The sequence below is a fragment of the Undibacterium sp. CY21W genome, from assembly GCF_014284265.1.
Lineage (GTDB): Bacteria > Pseudomonadota > Gammaproteobacteria > Burkholderiales > Burkholderiaceae_D > Undibacterium > Undibacterium aquatile.
The window spans coordinates 1-14,135 of sequence record NZ_JACOGE010000003.1 but is presented as its reverse complement, the minus strand read 5'-3'; the positions used below and the strand labels follow the sequence as shown (position 1 = coordinate 14,135).

Below are 14,135 nucleotides of genomic sequence, written 5' to 3'. Positions count from 1 at the left end.
TCAGGATCTGCGCATGCGCGGCAGCACCGCCTGTGCATTGGAGGTCGTTGCCATGCCGACGTCGACAGGCGTCACGCCGCGCAACCCGGCAAGCACAGTGGCGATTGCAGGCAACTCTGCCGGCGTATTGATCGCGTGTGGAATCCAGCTGGGAGACATATCCGGCGCATCTGTTTCCAACACCAGTGCGGTCAGAGGTAACTCTGTCGCCAGTCGCCGGATTTGCAGCGCACGTGTATAGGTCATCGCCCCACCCAGCCCCAGCTTAAAACCAAGATCGATAAATGTCTGCGCTTGCTGATGGCTGCCATTAAACGCATGCGCAATACCACCCGGTACGCGGATGCGGCGCAGATACTTGAGCACCGTATCCTGCGAACGTCGCACATGTAGTAACACCGGAAGTTCAAACTCACGCGCAATTTTCAGTTGTTCACTAAAAAAAAATTCCTGTTTTTCCCGCAAAGGACTTTCTTTCAACGCAGGGACAAAAAAGTCGAGCCCGATTTCACCGATGGCGACAAAGCGATTCGCAGGCAGTTGATTCTGTACATCTGTCGCCACATTTGACGTGTTGTCCCGGCTCATCAATGCAGCCACTTTTTCACGCAGAAACAATAAGTCTTTCTCATCCGAAGTCGGCACATACATAGGATGAATACCGAGCGCGTAAAAACAGTCCTCGCGTTGTTGCGATAAAGCTTCGACGGCTGCAAAATTATTTTTATGTACAGCAGGAATCACGATTGCAGACACACCTGATTTCGCCGCTGCCTCAGCCAGAGCAAGGAATGCTCCTGCAAATTCAGAAGCATCAAGATGGCAGTGTGTGTCTATCCACATGCAGATAACTTTCCTTAAGTCTTTTTCTATATCACAGCATTTGCGGGTCAGTGCAATTGTTGCCTGGCGACCAGTACGCCGTCGGCATCGGCGTAGATCCAGTCGCCCGGAGACACCGCAACGCCAGTAATCGAGATACGCAAATTCTGCTCACCGCCGCCCCATTTGACGCTCTTGACGGGCATCGCAGCCAAGGCGCGGACACCGATGTTACAAGCGTTGATTTCGTCAACATCGCGAATACAACCATGAACGACGATACCGGCCCAGCCATTTTTCTCCGCCAGCACCGCCAGATTGCCACCAACTAAAGCACAGCGCAGACTGCCACCGCCATCAATCACGAGAACATGACCGTTACCCGGCGTCTCCAGCACGGTGCGCACCATGCCATTATCTTCAAACGCTTTCAGTGTCGTGGCGGGCCCGCTGAATTTTGTCTTCACCCCGTAACTCTTGAATACCGGTGGCAGTGCTGCCAGCTCACCGCTCACCAATTTATCTTCGTTTGCATCACAGATATCGCAGCTTGCAAAGCTCATGAGTTGTCCTCTTTCTTATTATTCAAGCCTGCCGAAAGTGGCAGACCGACTCATTTTAGCCTGAGACTATGCTGCAGCCAATGCCCGGGTACGACCACCAACATTGACTGCAGTCAGTATTGTCAACACCTGAAATACACCGACACAGATAAACACCCACGAAGAATGACGGCCATCCATGATGGCGCCAAACAGTAACGGTGCGACCGCCAATCCGGAGTCCAGACCGGAATAGACAATGCCATACACGCGGCCAGTCGCATTTTTAGGCGTTGCAGCGCGAATCAACAAATCACGGGATGGGCCTGCAATGCCGGAACCAAAACCGATTCCCGCCATCAGCACTATCGCCATCAGTGTGTTCGACCAACCAGTTGCCAGCAAAACAGAAAATACACCGGCCAGACTGAAAGCGAGCGTAATAATTCTGTCGTGGTGACTGGCTCTGGCGGCCAGAAAACCGCCCAGCAACATGCCGCATGCCGACGCCAGCATGAACATGGTGTAAGCCGTGGTCGCTGCGTTTAAGGACATGCCATACAGGTCACGCAAACCCGCGGCGGAAAAACTTTGTATGCCACCCAGCGCCATCGCCGACATAAAAAAGAAACCGAAGCACATCCAGATCGCGGGAAGTTTCAGGAAATCCAGCACACCTTCTTTCGTATGAGCACTGGCATGTGGATGCGCCGGATGAACAATATCGGTATGCAATAAATCGCGATAAATAAACAAGAGCGTCAGCACCATGAAAGGCAGAAAGGCTGCACAAAATAACGCGGTGCGCCAGGTTGTGAATTGGGCGATCGTGACCAGAAAAACAGGCGCCGCAGCCCAGCCCAGATTGCCGCTGATGCCGTGCACAGAAAATGCGTATCCCAGCCGCGCAGGTGACACCCGCTTATTCAGCAAAGTGTAGTCAGAAGGATGGAACACACTATTACCAACACCGGCCAGCATCGCCCCCAGCAACAACATTGCATAATTTTGTGCGGATGACAGCACCAGCGCGGCAAATCCAAGGCAACTGATACCAAAGAATAAGACCGTACGCGCACCAAGTTTATCGACGACAAACCCGGACAAAGCCTGCCCTATACCTGAAATAACAAAGAACACCGTCATCAACAAGCCAAGTTCGGCATACGACAAACTGAAGGATTCTTTAATCCAGGGGAACAAAGGTGCCAGAATCATATGAAAAAAATGCGAAATAGCGTGGGCGACGCCGACCAGACCTATCACCATCGCATCTTGTTTTACCTGAGTAGGCGGCACTGGCGAGCCGGGCACAATTTCTGCTGTAGACATAAAAACTCCGGAATTTGAAGAAAACAGCGTCAGTCTAAGGAATTTCCCTCAGGCAGATTTAAGATACCATGACATTATTTATCTCAAAACTGCCATATTTTAATTATGCGTACTCGCCAACTGACGCGCTATCAACCACATCCGCCGGAAAGACATCCGACACCAATGCGTCCGATACGGCTCAATTCCAGGGATATGAAACATGCCAGAAATCTGGAAGCACATCAGCACGCATGGGGACAACTAACCTATACACCTCAAGGCATGCTGCAGGTGCTTGCTGATGGCAATATCTGGTTTGTACCACCAATGCGTGCAGTATGGATACCACCAGATATGTTGCATGAAGTGCGCACCCTCGCAAATTCGCAGTTACGCGTGCTTCAGATACACAAGGATTTCAATCCATTTCCCACTGACAGTTGCGTAATCATCGACGTATCTGGCCTATTACGCGAGCTGATCGCAGCTATGGCACAATTTGAGCGGGGATGCAGTCGTGAAACACACCTGTTTGAAGTGATCTTTGACGAATTGCGGGCAGCCAGACCGCTGCCCATACACTTACCCATGCCTCAAGACAAAAGGCTAAAAAACCTATGCGAACGTCTGCTCAACAACCCCGCCAATCAGGAAAGTCTGGATCTGTTGGCAAAACATAGTGGCGCATCAGCACGAACGTTGAGCCGTTTATTTCACAAAGAACTAAGCATGAGTTTCAGTCACTGGCGTCAGCAAATGCGTCTTGCGATGGCAACACCACTCATCGCATCAGGCATGCCATTATCACAAGTCGCAACAGAACTCGGCTATACCAGTCAGTCTGCATTTTCTGCTATGTTCAAAAAAACGCTGGGTACAACTCCAACTATTTTCTTTAATAGAAAATCTCTCAGCAGAAAAAATAGCAACTCAATTAATAGCAACTCAATTCAACCGACATAAAAAAAGGCGGTGCTTACGCACCGCCGTAACTTGCTCCCGGCTATTTAATCACACTTTACCGAAAACAAGTTCACCATCTTTCGCATCGATAGAAATAACGTCTTTCGGCCCGAATTTTCCTTGCAAAATTTGCTTCGACAAAACATTTTCGATTTCCTGCTGTATCGCACGTTTCAAAGGACGTGCGCCATACACAGGGTCGAAACCAGCTTCGGCAATTTTCAGCAAGGCAGCATCGCTGACCTGTAAGCCCATATCCATCTGTTGCAAACGCTGCTCCAGCGTTTTGAGCTGTATCTTCGCAATCGCGCCGATATTTTTCGCATCCAGTGCATGGAAGACCACGATCTCATCAATCCGGTTAATGAATTCAGGCCGGAAATGGGTTTTGACTTCGCCCATCACTGCCATTTTCACTACCTCAGGGTCGCTGCCCTCCATCGCTTGTATCTGATGCGAACCCAGATTCGATGTCATCACAATCACGGTGTTTTTAAAGTCAACCGTGCGACCTTGACCGTCAGTCATACGACCATCGTCCAGCACCTGCAACAAGACGTTAAACACATCGTGATGCGCTTTTTCCACTTCATCGAGCAGAATCACACTGTACGGCTTGCGGCGCACCGCTTCCGTCAGATAACCACCCTCTTCATAGCCGACATAGCCCGGTGGCGCACCGATCAGGCGTGCCACACTGTGTTTTTCCATAAACTCACTCATATCGATACGAATCAACGACTCTTCGGTATCGAACATGAAATTAGCCAAGGCTTTACACAACTCTGTTTTACCGACACCGGTCGGGCCAAGGAATAGGAAAGAACCATACGGACGACCAGGATCACCCAACCCCGCACGCGAACGGCGGATCGCATCCGACACAGCAACGATCGCCTCATGCTGACCAACCACGCGCTCATGCAACGCATCTTCCATGTGCAGCAGTTTTTCGCGCTCGCCCTGCATCATGCGGGAGACAGGAATGCCGGTCGCACGTGACACGATTTCCGCAATTTCTTCGGCTCCGACCTGCGTGCGCAGCAAACGCAACTTACCGCCGCTGGCCTGCTGGTCTTTGTCTGTCTGCGTATCGGCTTGCTTGAGTTGCGCTTCCAGCTCCGGCAAACGTCCATACTGCAACTCAGACATGGTTTGCCAGTCGCCTTTGCGTTTTGCCTCATCCATCTGCACGCGAATTTTTTCTATCTCTTCCTTGATGTGCGTGCTGCCCTGCACCATCGATTTTTCTGCCTTCCAGACTTCTTCCAGATCGGCATATTCGCGCGACAGTTTTTCGATTTCTTCCTCGATCAGCGCCAGACGTTTATGGGACGCTTCATCCTTTTCACGCTTGACTGCTTCACGTTCAATTTTCAACTGAATCAGACGACGATCGAGCTTATCCATCACCTCTGGTTTCGAATCGATCTCAATCTTGATTTTTGATGCAGCTTCATCAATCAGATCAATTGCCTTATCAGGCAAAAAGCGGTCGGTAATATAGCGATGCGAGAGTTCAGCCGCCGCGACGATCGCCGGATCGGTGATATCGACACCATGATGCACTTCGTATTTTTCCTGCAAGCCGCGCAAGATCGCAATCGTTGCCTCGACGCTAGGCTCATCGACAATAATCTTCTGGAAACGACGTTCCAGCGCCGCGTCTTTCTCTATGTATTTGCGGTATTCATCGAGCGTGGTCGCACCAACGCAATGCAATTCGCCGCGTGCCAGTGCCGGTTTCAGCATATTGCCGGCATCCATCGCGCCCTCTGCTTTACCCGCGCCGACCATGGTGTGCAACTCGTCGATGAAGACGATGGTTTGCCCTTCATCGAGCGCGATTTCTTTCAGCACTGCTTTCAGCCGCTCTTCAAATTCACCACGGAATTTCGCACCCGCCAGCAATGCTGCCATATCCAGCGACAACACGCGTTTGGATTTCAGACTATCCGGCACTTCGCCATTCACGATACGTTGCGCCAACCCTTCGACAATCGCGGTTTTACCGACGCCGGGTTCACCAATCAGCACAGGGTTATTTTTACTGCGACGCTGCAAAATCTGAATCGCACGACGGATTTCATCATCACGCCCGATCACAGGATCAAGCTTGCCCAGACGTGCCCGTTCGGTCAGATCGAGTGTGTATTTTTTCAATGCTTCGCGCTGTCCCTCGGCATCCTGCGAATTGACGTTACCGCCACCGCGCACCGCCGAAATCGCCGCTTCTAATGATTTACGGGTCAGGCCGTTTTCACGCGCCAGTTTACCCGCTTCGGATTTATCATCCGTCAGTGCCAGCAACACCATTTCACTGGCAAGAAACTCGTCGCCACGTTTTTGCGATTCTTTGTCGGCCAGATTCAATAAGCCCGTTAATTCACGACCTATCTGTACCTGACCATCGGTGCCGGTGACTTTCGGCAGGCGATCCACCGCACTTTTCAACGCGTTCACAAGCGCATTGACATTCACGCCCGCCCGCTGCAGCAGCGAACGGCTACCGCCGTCATCCTGATTGATTAAGGCCAGCAGCACATGTACTGGCTCTATATATTGATTGTCATTGCCGACTGCCTGACTTTGCGCGTCAGCCAGTGCTTCCTGCAACTTGGTAGTGAGTTTATCGAGACGCATTTGCTGCTCCTGTATGATGAATTATCGCTACAATTTGGGACGGCTATGCTGATTTCAAGCATTCTCAAAGATACTGCCTGCCTTATTTTTCGGCAAATCAAATTTAAAAATATATGCCTTGAATTACGCTTTGTTTGCGCCATATCACGCTTTTTCGGCGGTACTTTCTGACCGCGTAATTGGCGGCTAGCCAGAAGCAATCTGAGCGGCTCAAAAGAACAGCTCAGAGGCAATCGATGACCAACTACAACAGATGTGGCCGGGCTCAGGAAAATCGGCGCTGCGTTTTGAAATCTTCGGTGGCCTGTACCAGCGCAGAGGCAATCCCCGGCTCCATCGCGGCATGACCGGCGTCACCAATCACATGGTAGGCTGCTTCCGGCCACGCCTGATGCAGGCGATAGGCCGATACGGGTGGACAGATCACGTCATAACGCCCTTGTACGATCACGGCCGGCAGATGGCGGATTTTGGCGATGTTGCGGATTAAGGCATCGTCATCCATGAAAGCGCCATGCTGCATGTAGTGCGCTTCCAGGCGACCGATGCCGAGACTGACCTCATCGGATTCGAAACTGGCAATTGCCTCAGCTTGCGGTTTCAGAAACAGGCAGGAACCTTCGTAGCGGCTCCAGTTACGTGCTGCTTCCATGTAGATCGCAGGGTCATCGCAGAACAGGCGCTTCACATACGCTTGCAGCAGATCACCACGTTCTTCAACAGGAATCGCTTCAGCAAAACGCTGATGAATTTCAGGGTAAAAATATCCCATCCCATTGACGAACCAATCAACCTCGGCCTTGGTGCACAGGAAAATGCCACGCAGGACAAAGCCAAGGCAGCGTTCAGGATGGGCTTCGCCATACGCCAGCGCCAGCGTAGAGCCCCAGGAACCACCAAAGACCAGCCATTGCTGTATGCCGAGCATGACGCGGATTTTTTCTATGTCATCAATCAACAGCGGTGTGGTGTTATTCCGATATTCGCCCAGCGGCGTTGATTTACCTGCACCACGCTGATCGAACAGCACGATGCGGTAATGTGCCGGATCAAAGAATCGTCGGTGCGACGGCGAGGTACCGGCACCTGGGCCACCGTGCAGAAACAGCACAGGCTGACCGTCAGGATTACCGCACTCTTCCCAGTACAGGGTATGCAGCTCATCCACCGCCAGCGTGCCGGTTCGGTAAGGTTCGATTTCAGGAAAAACAGTGCGCATGGTGTCGCTTGTCATGATGTCAGTTCAGTCAGATGATGTGGTTTACAGTGGTTTACGGAAGGGAAAGTATGTGCAGGGACACCCGGCACGGCACAGCGCAATAGTTGCAGCAAGCCAAAAACAAGAAAAAAACAGCCTTTTCAGAGCTAAATATACTCCCCCGAGTATATTTTAAAGCCCTTTGTTTTCGCTGAGAATAAGGCAAAAACAGCACATACTCCCCCTTTTTCAGTAATTCAACCAGCGATAGCGCGGTAGCTGGCAAAGCCGGCAAAGCAGCACAGGATAGAGCCCAACAAATGCACGCTGATGTGTGCCAGCGCCCAGCCAAACTCGCCCCGCTGCAGCAGGGTCATGGATTCGGCGGAAAACGTCGAAAACGTGGTCAGGCCGCCGAGAAATCCGGTCACCAGAAATAATCGCCACGCCGGAGACAAATCGGGATAAGCCGTAAAAAAAGCCACCGCCAGCCCGATAATATAACCGCCGCCCAGATTTGCTGCCAGCGTTCCCACCGGCAATTGCGTCAATATGCCATTGAACCACAAGCCCAGTCCCCAGCGCAGCCATGCGCCCAGTGCCGCACCGCTACCAACCGCCAGCCAGCCCAGCCAGTTCATGCTGACGCTCCGTCAGGTGAGGCGGAACCTGTCGCGGCATTGTTTGCAGAGATGCCCCATTTGTTCAGCGCCTGATCATCGGCTTCGCGCGCATCAACCCAGCGTGCTCCTTCCGGCGTCTGTTCTTTTTTCCAGAACGGCGCCTGCGTTTTCAGATAATCCATGATGAATTCGCAGGCCGCAAATGCTTCGCCACGATGCTTCGATGCAGTCACCACGAGCACGATCTGATCGGCAGGCATTAAAGCGCCGACGCGATGAATGACCAGCGTATCGAGCAGCGCCCAGCGCGCGTTTGCCTGTACAACGATGTCCTCAAGCGCTTTTTCCGTCATCACGGGATAATGTTCCAGCTCCATCGCTGACACATTCTGACCATCATTCAGATCACGCACAACGCCGACAAAACTGACGATGGCACCAATCGCGGTATTGTTTTTACGCAGGTTGGCGACTTCGGTACTCAGATCAAAATCTGCTGTCTGCACGCGCACAGTCATGATTTAACCTCCGGTCACAGGTGGGAAGAATGCCACTTCACCGCCTTCGCTGATGGGTGTTTCCGCATCACACATCACGTGCGCAAACGCCATGCGCAACGCGCGGTCATCGGCCAGCACGTCGGCCCAGAGACCGCCACGCGACTGCAGATACGCCCGCACACCGCCGACGGTGGTGACTTCATCCGGCAAAGTAACGGTTTCTTCAGATAAGCCGAGTTTTTCACGAACGCTGGCAAAAAAACGTAATTGAATTTTCATGATGCAATTTTATCGGTAAGGCGGAAAAATCTAAAATGATGCGAACGGTAAAAAACGTACCTGGTCGCCAGCCTGAATGACCTGCCCCGGTGCCACGTCAATCAGACCATCGCCCCAGACGGTAGATGTCAGCACGCCTGAACTCTGATTCGGGAATAAATCCAGCCCGCCTTGCGGATTGATGCGGGCACGCAAAAACTCATTACGGCGATCGGGTTTAGGCCAGTTGAAATCGGCACACAGGACGTAAGATTGCGGCGCAACCTGCTCAACACCTTGCATACGTAACAGAAACGGGCGCACAAATAACAGGAAAGTCACATAACTCGACACCGGATTTCCCGGCAGACCCAGGAAAAACGCCTGCCCAACCTCACCAAAGGCGAGCGGCTTACCCGGCTTGACAGCGATCTGCCACATGTTCAGGCGCCCTTCGGCTTCCACCGCCGGCTTGATGTGATCCTCTTCACCGACGGAAACACCACCGGAGGTAATAATCAAATCATGTGCCTGTGCCGCTTTACGCAAGGTGTCGCGCGTCGCCGCCAGTGTGTCCGGCACGATGCCGTAGTCGGTGATGTCGCAGCCCATGTCCTGCAGCAGACCAGTGAGCGTAAAACGATTGGAGTTATAGATTGCACCCGGTTTCAACGCTTCACCCGGCATCGCCAGTTCGTCACCGGTAAAAAACACCGCAACACGTGGTTTGCGGATGACGGGTAATTGCGCCAGTCCAACCGAGGCCGCCAGCCCAAGTTCCTGCGCCCGCAAGCGGGTTCCGGGTTGTAATATGGTCGCACCAGCAGCGATATCTTCACCCTGACGGCGTATCCATTCGCCTGTTTGCGGTTGATGACGGATGACGACATAGTCACCATCAACCACGCATTGCTCTTGCATGACGACGGCATCGGCTCCGGTTGGGATCATCGCTCCGGTAAAAATTCGGGCAGCCGTTCCAGCTTCCAATGGCGTGCCTATATGTCCGGCTGGAATCCGCTGAGCGACCCGCAGGCGCGCTTCGCCGCTGACGCAATCGGCTGCCCGCACCGCGTAGCCGTCCATTTGCGTGTTGTCCATCGGTGGCACATGCAGCAGTGAAGACTGCGCCTGTGCCAGCACGCGGCCATGCGCATCGATCGTCGGAATGAGATTGGTGTCAGTCAGCGGGCGTGCCGCTGACAATAAAAAATTGAGCGCCTGATCGACGCTCAACATAGATTTTTTTTCGGTCATATCACATGCTCAGGAATGATGAAGTACGTATTCCCGCATTGTATCCCGAAGGCAGCAATGACACACTGCTACCTTCGGGGGATACGACACATCCGCATTACTGCATAGGAATCAGCTGACCGTTTTGCATTGTCACCCGTATCCGGTCGCCGACGCGATAACCGGCGTGGTTATCGATCAGCATGGTGCGTGTCTCGCCGTTAGGAAATTGTACGGTCAGTTCGGTGCGCATTTTCTGCCCTGCCGAACCACGCTCCATCTGGTTACCGACGATACCGCCAGCAATGGCACCACCTATCGTTGCCAGGTCATTGCCAGTGCCTTTGCCGACCTGATGGCCAAGCACACCACCGACGAGTGCCCCAACCACGGTTCCCGCACCCGATACATTGCCGTCAACAGCAACATTACGCATACCGACGATCGTTGCCAGTTCGCCATAATTTTGCTGATTCTGATACTGGTTCTGGTATTGATTCTGAGGATACGTATTCGGCTGACGATCCGGATATTGTCGGGAATGCTGGTGCGGATATTGATTTGGATATTGCTGTGGGTAGTTTTCGGTATAGCGTTGATTTGCACAGCCGGAAAGTGCCGTAATCACCAACGTCGTTACCAGTATTTTAGTTCGCATGTCTGACTCCCAAAAAGATCGCATTTAGTGATAACGCAAAAGTGCCGCCGCATGTTGACACGGATATGAAACTGAAGCGCAAGATATCCTCTATTTCCTTCACGGCGGTTCACTCGTAAGCAATCCGACGAATAGAGAATTTACATTGTCATTTTTCAACATGACTATAATCTTCCACTGACAACAATAACTGATCAGGTCAATCATGTTGAATACGACTGTTTTTCGCCACTACTGGCAACAATTACTCTCTGTCGCCTTGATCGTCTGTACCTTCGTTCCGTTGAAAGGATACGCTGAAAATACCGCGTACCGCTTCTCGCCGGTCAATCAATACGACATCAATCTGACCGCAGCATACTGGAATCCGATCATTAATTACGTCTCAGAAAAAAGCGGCGTCAAACTAAGTTTAAAAATGGGCAGAACATCTGCTGATACAACCAGTTTTGTTTTGGCCAAAGAAGTCGATTTTGCATTTACCAATCATTTATTTTCCCCTGATCGCGAAAAGTTAGGCTGGAAAGTGTTTGGTCGCAGAAATGTGCCGCCCGTCAGCGGGCAAATCGTCGTCCCTGAAGATTCGCCCATTACCGACATCAGTCAACTGAAAGGTAAGGACATCACATTTCCTGGCCCGGAAGCGCTGGTCGCTTACAAAGTGCCGATGGCACACCTGATCAGCAAAGGTATTGACGTGAATGTTATTTTTGGCGGCAATCAGAATGGTGCCCTCGCACAGTTACTGGCAGGTAAAGTGCAGGCGACCGGCGGTAATTCGCAATTAATCACTGCATATTCAATCCGCGAAAAGAAAAAATTCCGCATTCTGTGGTCGTCTGAACCTTATTATGATCTGGCATTGATGGCGTCGAATAAAGTAAAACCAGCCGATTTAAAAGCAGTTTCGGACGCTTTCTTCAATATGAAAAATGATCCGCAAGGAAAAGAGATATTGCATCAGGCGTCCACAAAAATCGGCCTGACGGGCGATACTTACTTCATCCCATCGGATGGCAGTGAATACGCGAGTTACAGAAAATTTTATCAATCGGCTCCTGCAAGCTTACGTTGAATCTTTCTTAAAAAGCCCATCACGTGCGACTCTCAAGATTTTTTCTACCGAAATCGCTGGTACTGCGGGTGTACTTGCTTTACTCCGCCACCTGGCTGTTATTGATGTGCACCGGCGTTGCCTTATATTACGAAACGCGTTTTACGCAGGAAATTGAAGAGGTGCAGGAATCCGCCAGTTCCATGCTAGAAGTCGCAGCGAGAACCGTCACCGACAGCGCCGTCATCGGGGATTATGACAGTATCAAACATACGCTAGACAGCATGGTACTCAGCCCTAATTTTGCTGCAGCAAAATTCATCCCCATGCAGCAAGGTCTTATCGAAAGCACTCAGAGAAGCAATATCAATAAAAATGATATTCCTTCGTGGATTATTCGTCGGGTAGAAGATCATCTGTATGACGATAATCGCGTCATCAAAGTCGGCGGCGAAGATTACGGAGTATTGCGACTGGTTTACGATGACGCCCAAATTGCTTATCGAATGTGGCAAATGATGCAGGTAGCATCAGCGTTGACGTTAGCGAGTTTCCTGTTCGGTCTGATATTGATTTGGTTCCCCCTTAAACTCTGGCTGGGAAGTCTGCAAAAATCAAAGGTTTTACAATTGGGAACGCTGAGCGGTCACGACAGCGAATATGCCAAACTGATCCAGAATGCGCCACTGGAAATCAGAGCAACACTGATCGCCTTGCAAAACACTGCGAGTCAACTACGCACTGAACTCAATGAACGCGAAAACACCCTCACTTCACTCAAGCAAATTCTGATCAGCCTGCTACCTGACGTCAAAGATAAACCTATAGAAGGAGAGAATATTTCTGTCATTCTGAGCAGCATAGAAAAACTGGTAGCTGAAGCCGAACAGATACGACAGGATCTGATAACAGCGAAAGAAACTGCGGAAGGAGCCAACAAGGCAAAGAGTGCATTCCTCGCGAATATGAGTCACGAGATACGGACACCGATGAATGGCGTGATCGGCATGCTGGAGCTAAGCATGGATACGCCACTCACGACTGAGCAACGAGAATTCCTGAATATGGCGCATAGTTCCGCTAAAAATTTGCTGGTCATCATCAACGATATTCTTGATTTCAGTAAAATAGAGGCCGACAAAATTGAACTGGAGTTCATCGATATTGAACTGCATGACTTATTGCATGAAATATTCAAGTTACACGAAATTAGTGCTCATAAGAAAAACCTCAGTATGCAATGTCATTTCGCTGAAAATTTACCCGATGTCATCGTCGGCGATCCAGTTCGCATCCGCCAGATTGTTCACAATCTGCTTGCGAATGCAGTGAAATTTACAGATCGGGGAGGCGTTCATTTCGATGTTGCCGTTAGTCGCGATGTAAAAGACGCACCTCAGTTACTCGTTTCAGTTACCGACTCAGGTATTGGTATCCCGGCATCAGAACAAACCTACATCTTTGACGCATTTTCTCAGCAAGATGCCTCTACCACACGTCGCTTTGGCGGCACAGGCCTGGGGCTCAGTATCAGTCATAAACTGGCACAGCTCATGGGTGGGCGTATTTCCATACAAAGTGAAGTAGGAAAAGGAGGTAAATTCACATTCAGTTTGCCATTGAAATTTTCTGAGAAACAAATCCTGCCAGGCGAACGGAAACAACGTCAACATCAAAGTCCAGTTCAACGTCAGTTAAGAGTTTTAATTGCTGAGGACAATCTCGTTAATCAAACGCTGATTACAAATTTAGTTGAACGGCAAGGACACTCCACTACTCTGGCAAATAATGGCGTGGAAGCGATCAATTACTGGAAAGAAAATGAATTTGATCTGATTTTAATGGACATGCAAATGCCAGTCATGGGCGGCATGGAAGCAACGAAAGAAATACGTAAATTTGAAGAAGAAAAAAAGACCGCTTACAAAATACCGATATACGCATTAACAGCTTCGGCGATGTTGGACGAAAAGGAAGAAGCATTAAAATCCGGCCTTGATGGATACCTCACCAAACCAATCAACCGCGCTATCCTTTACGAAGTCTTAGCCAGAATTGCTGGCAATAAAGCGTAGTTGCAAACCAGTCTCCCACGTCTATAACAACAACGGCCGTGCCTTTTCGACGGCATTCCAGTTTGGAGATCACATCGGCGTAGGCTACGTGTTCAGCAACGGCTGGGAAGCAGGCCTCAAGGTTCAGCATTTCTCCAACGGCGCTATTAAAAAGCCCAACCCCGGGGTAAATGTCGCCACGGTTAAAGTTGGCTACCACTTCTAAGTTGTAGAGAATCGGGGCAGCAAAGCAAACAAAGGAGCCTGCGG

14 protein-coding genes are annotated in these 14,135 nt (G+C 50.8%); 4 read left to right on the top strand and 10 right to left on the bottom strand.

The genetic code is table 11. The features are described 5' to 3' along the window. From H8K29_RS08075 to H8K29_RS08065, 3 genes are all read right to left on the bottom strand, one after another. Positions 1 to 843 (bottom strand): TatD family hydrolase, encoded by an 843-nt coding sequence (locus tag H8K29_RS08075; protein WP_186897185.1) that lies wholly within the window; start codon positions 841 to 843, stop codon positions 1 to 3. A gap of 47 nt (positions 844 to 890) precedes the next feature. After that, positions 891 to 1,385: a ribonuclease E activity regulator RraA gene (rraA, locus tag H8K29_RS08070; RefSeq protein WP_186897184.1), complete on the bottom strand. Its 495-nt coding sequence runs from the start codon at positions 1,383 to 1,385 to the stop codon at positions 891 to 893. Positions 1,386 to 1,451: 66 nt separating this feature from the next. Further along, the gene (locus tag H8K29_RS08065; RefSeq protein ID WP_186897183.1) at positions 1,452 to 2,696 is read right to left on the bottom strand and encodes an MFS transporter; all 1,245 of its coding nucleotides are present in this window, start codon (positions 2,694 to 2,696) and stop codon (positions 1,452 to 1,454) included. Between the two features lie 105 nt (positions 2,697 to 2,801). Here H8K29_RS08065 and H8K29_RS08060 point away from each other — a divergent pair, with 105 nt between their 5' ends. Further along, complete coding sequence (locus H8K29_RS08060; protein ID WP_186897182.1) at positions 2,802 to 3,641, top strand: helix-turn-helix domain-containing protein; 840 nt, start codon at positions 2,802 to 2,804, stop codon at positions 3,639 to 3,641. Positions 3,642 to 3,689: 48 nt separating this feature from the next. On the opposite strand, the gene clpB is transcribed toward H8K29_RS08060, so the two are convergent. From clpB to H8K29_RS08025, 7 genes are all read right to left on the bottom strand, one after another. Beyond that, the gene (gene clpB, locus H8K29_RS08055; RefSeq protein WP_186897181.1) at positions 3,690 to 6,284 is read right to left on the bottom strand and encodes an ATP-dependent chaperone ClpB; all 2,595 of its coding nucleotides are present in this window, start codon (positions 6,282 to 6,284) and stop codon (positions 3,690 to 3,692) included. Positions 6,285 to 6,549: 265 nt separating this feature from the next. After that, positions 6,550 to 7,503, bottom strand: coding sequence for a prolyl aminopeptidase (pip, locus tag H8K29_RS08050; RefSeq protein WP_255423308.1), 954 nt, complete (start codon positions 7,501 to 7,503; stop codon positions 6,550 to 6,552). A 236-nt stretch (positions 7,504 to 7,739) separates the two neighbouring features. Beyond that, the gene (crcB, locus tag H8K29_RS08045) at positions 7,740 to 8,114 is read right to left on the bottom strand and encodes a fluoride efflux transporter CrcB (protein WP_186897501.1); all 375 of its coding nucleotides are present in this window, start codon (positions 8,112 to 8,114) and stop codon (positions 7,740 to 7,742) included. 5 nt (positions 8,115 to 8,119) lie between these two features. After that, complete coding sequence (gene moaE, locus H8K29_RS08040) at positions 8,120 to 8,623, bottom strand: molybdopterin synthase catalytic subunit MoaE (RefSeq protein WP_186897179.1); 504 nt, start codon at positions 8,621 to 8,623, stop codon at positions 8,120 to 8,122. Positions 8,624 to 8,626: 3 nt separating this feature from the next. Then, positions 8,627 to 8,884: a molybdopterin converting factor subunit 1 gene (moaD, locus tag H8K29_RS08035; protein ID WP_186885609.1), complete on the bottom strand. Its 258-nt coding sequence runs from the start codon at positions 8,882 to 8,884 to the stop codon at positions 8,627 to 8,629. 30 nt (positions 8,885 to 8,914) lie between these two features. Then, positions 8,915 to 10,120, bottom strand: a complete 1,206-nt coding sequence (glp, locus tag H8K29_RS08030; RefSeq protein ID WP_186897178.1) for a gephyrin-like molybdotransferase Glp — start codon at positions 10,118 to 10,120, stop codon at positions 8,915 to 8,917. A gap of 97 nt (positions 10,121 to 10,217) precedes the next feature. Then, positions 10,218 to 10,757 (bottom strand): glycine zipper 2TM domain-containing protein, encoded by a 540-nt coding sequence (locus H8K29_RS08025; protein WP_186897177.1) that lies wholly within the window; start codon positions 10,755 to 10,757, stop codon positions 10,218 to 10,220. 205 nt (positions 10,758 to 10,962) lie between these two features. Between H8K29_RS08025 and H8K29_RS08020 the strand changes: the two genes are divergently transcribed. The 3 genes from H8K29_RS08020 to H8K29_RS08010 are packed head-to-tail and all read left to right on the top strand — an operon-like array spanning position 10,963 to position 14,091. Next, positions 10,963 to 11,832 carry a phosphate/phosphite/phosphonate ABC transporter substrate-binding protein gene (locus H8K29_RS08020; protein ID WP_186897176.1) on the top strand — a complete coding sequence of 290 codons (870 nt, stop codon included), beginning with the start codon at positions 10,963 to 10,965 and terminating at the stop codon, positions 11,830 to 11,832. A 23-nt stretch (positions 11,833 to 11,855) separates the two neighbouring features. Further along, complete coding sequence (locus tag H8K29_RS08015) at positions 11,856 to 13,886, top strand: ATP-binding protein (protein ID WP_186897175.1); 2,031 nt, start codon at positions 11,856 to 11,858, stop codon at positions 13,884 to 13,886. Further along, positions 13,867 to 14,091, top strand: a complete 225-nt coding sequence (locus tag H8K29_RS08010) for an acyloxyacyl hydrolase (protein WP_186897174.1) — start codon at positions 13,867 to 13,869, stop codon at positions 14,089 to 14,091. Before H8K29_RS08015 ends, H8K29_RS08010 begins: the two co-directional genes overlap by 20 nt. Positions 14,092 to 14,135 lie beyond the last annotated feature (44 nt).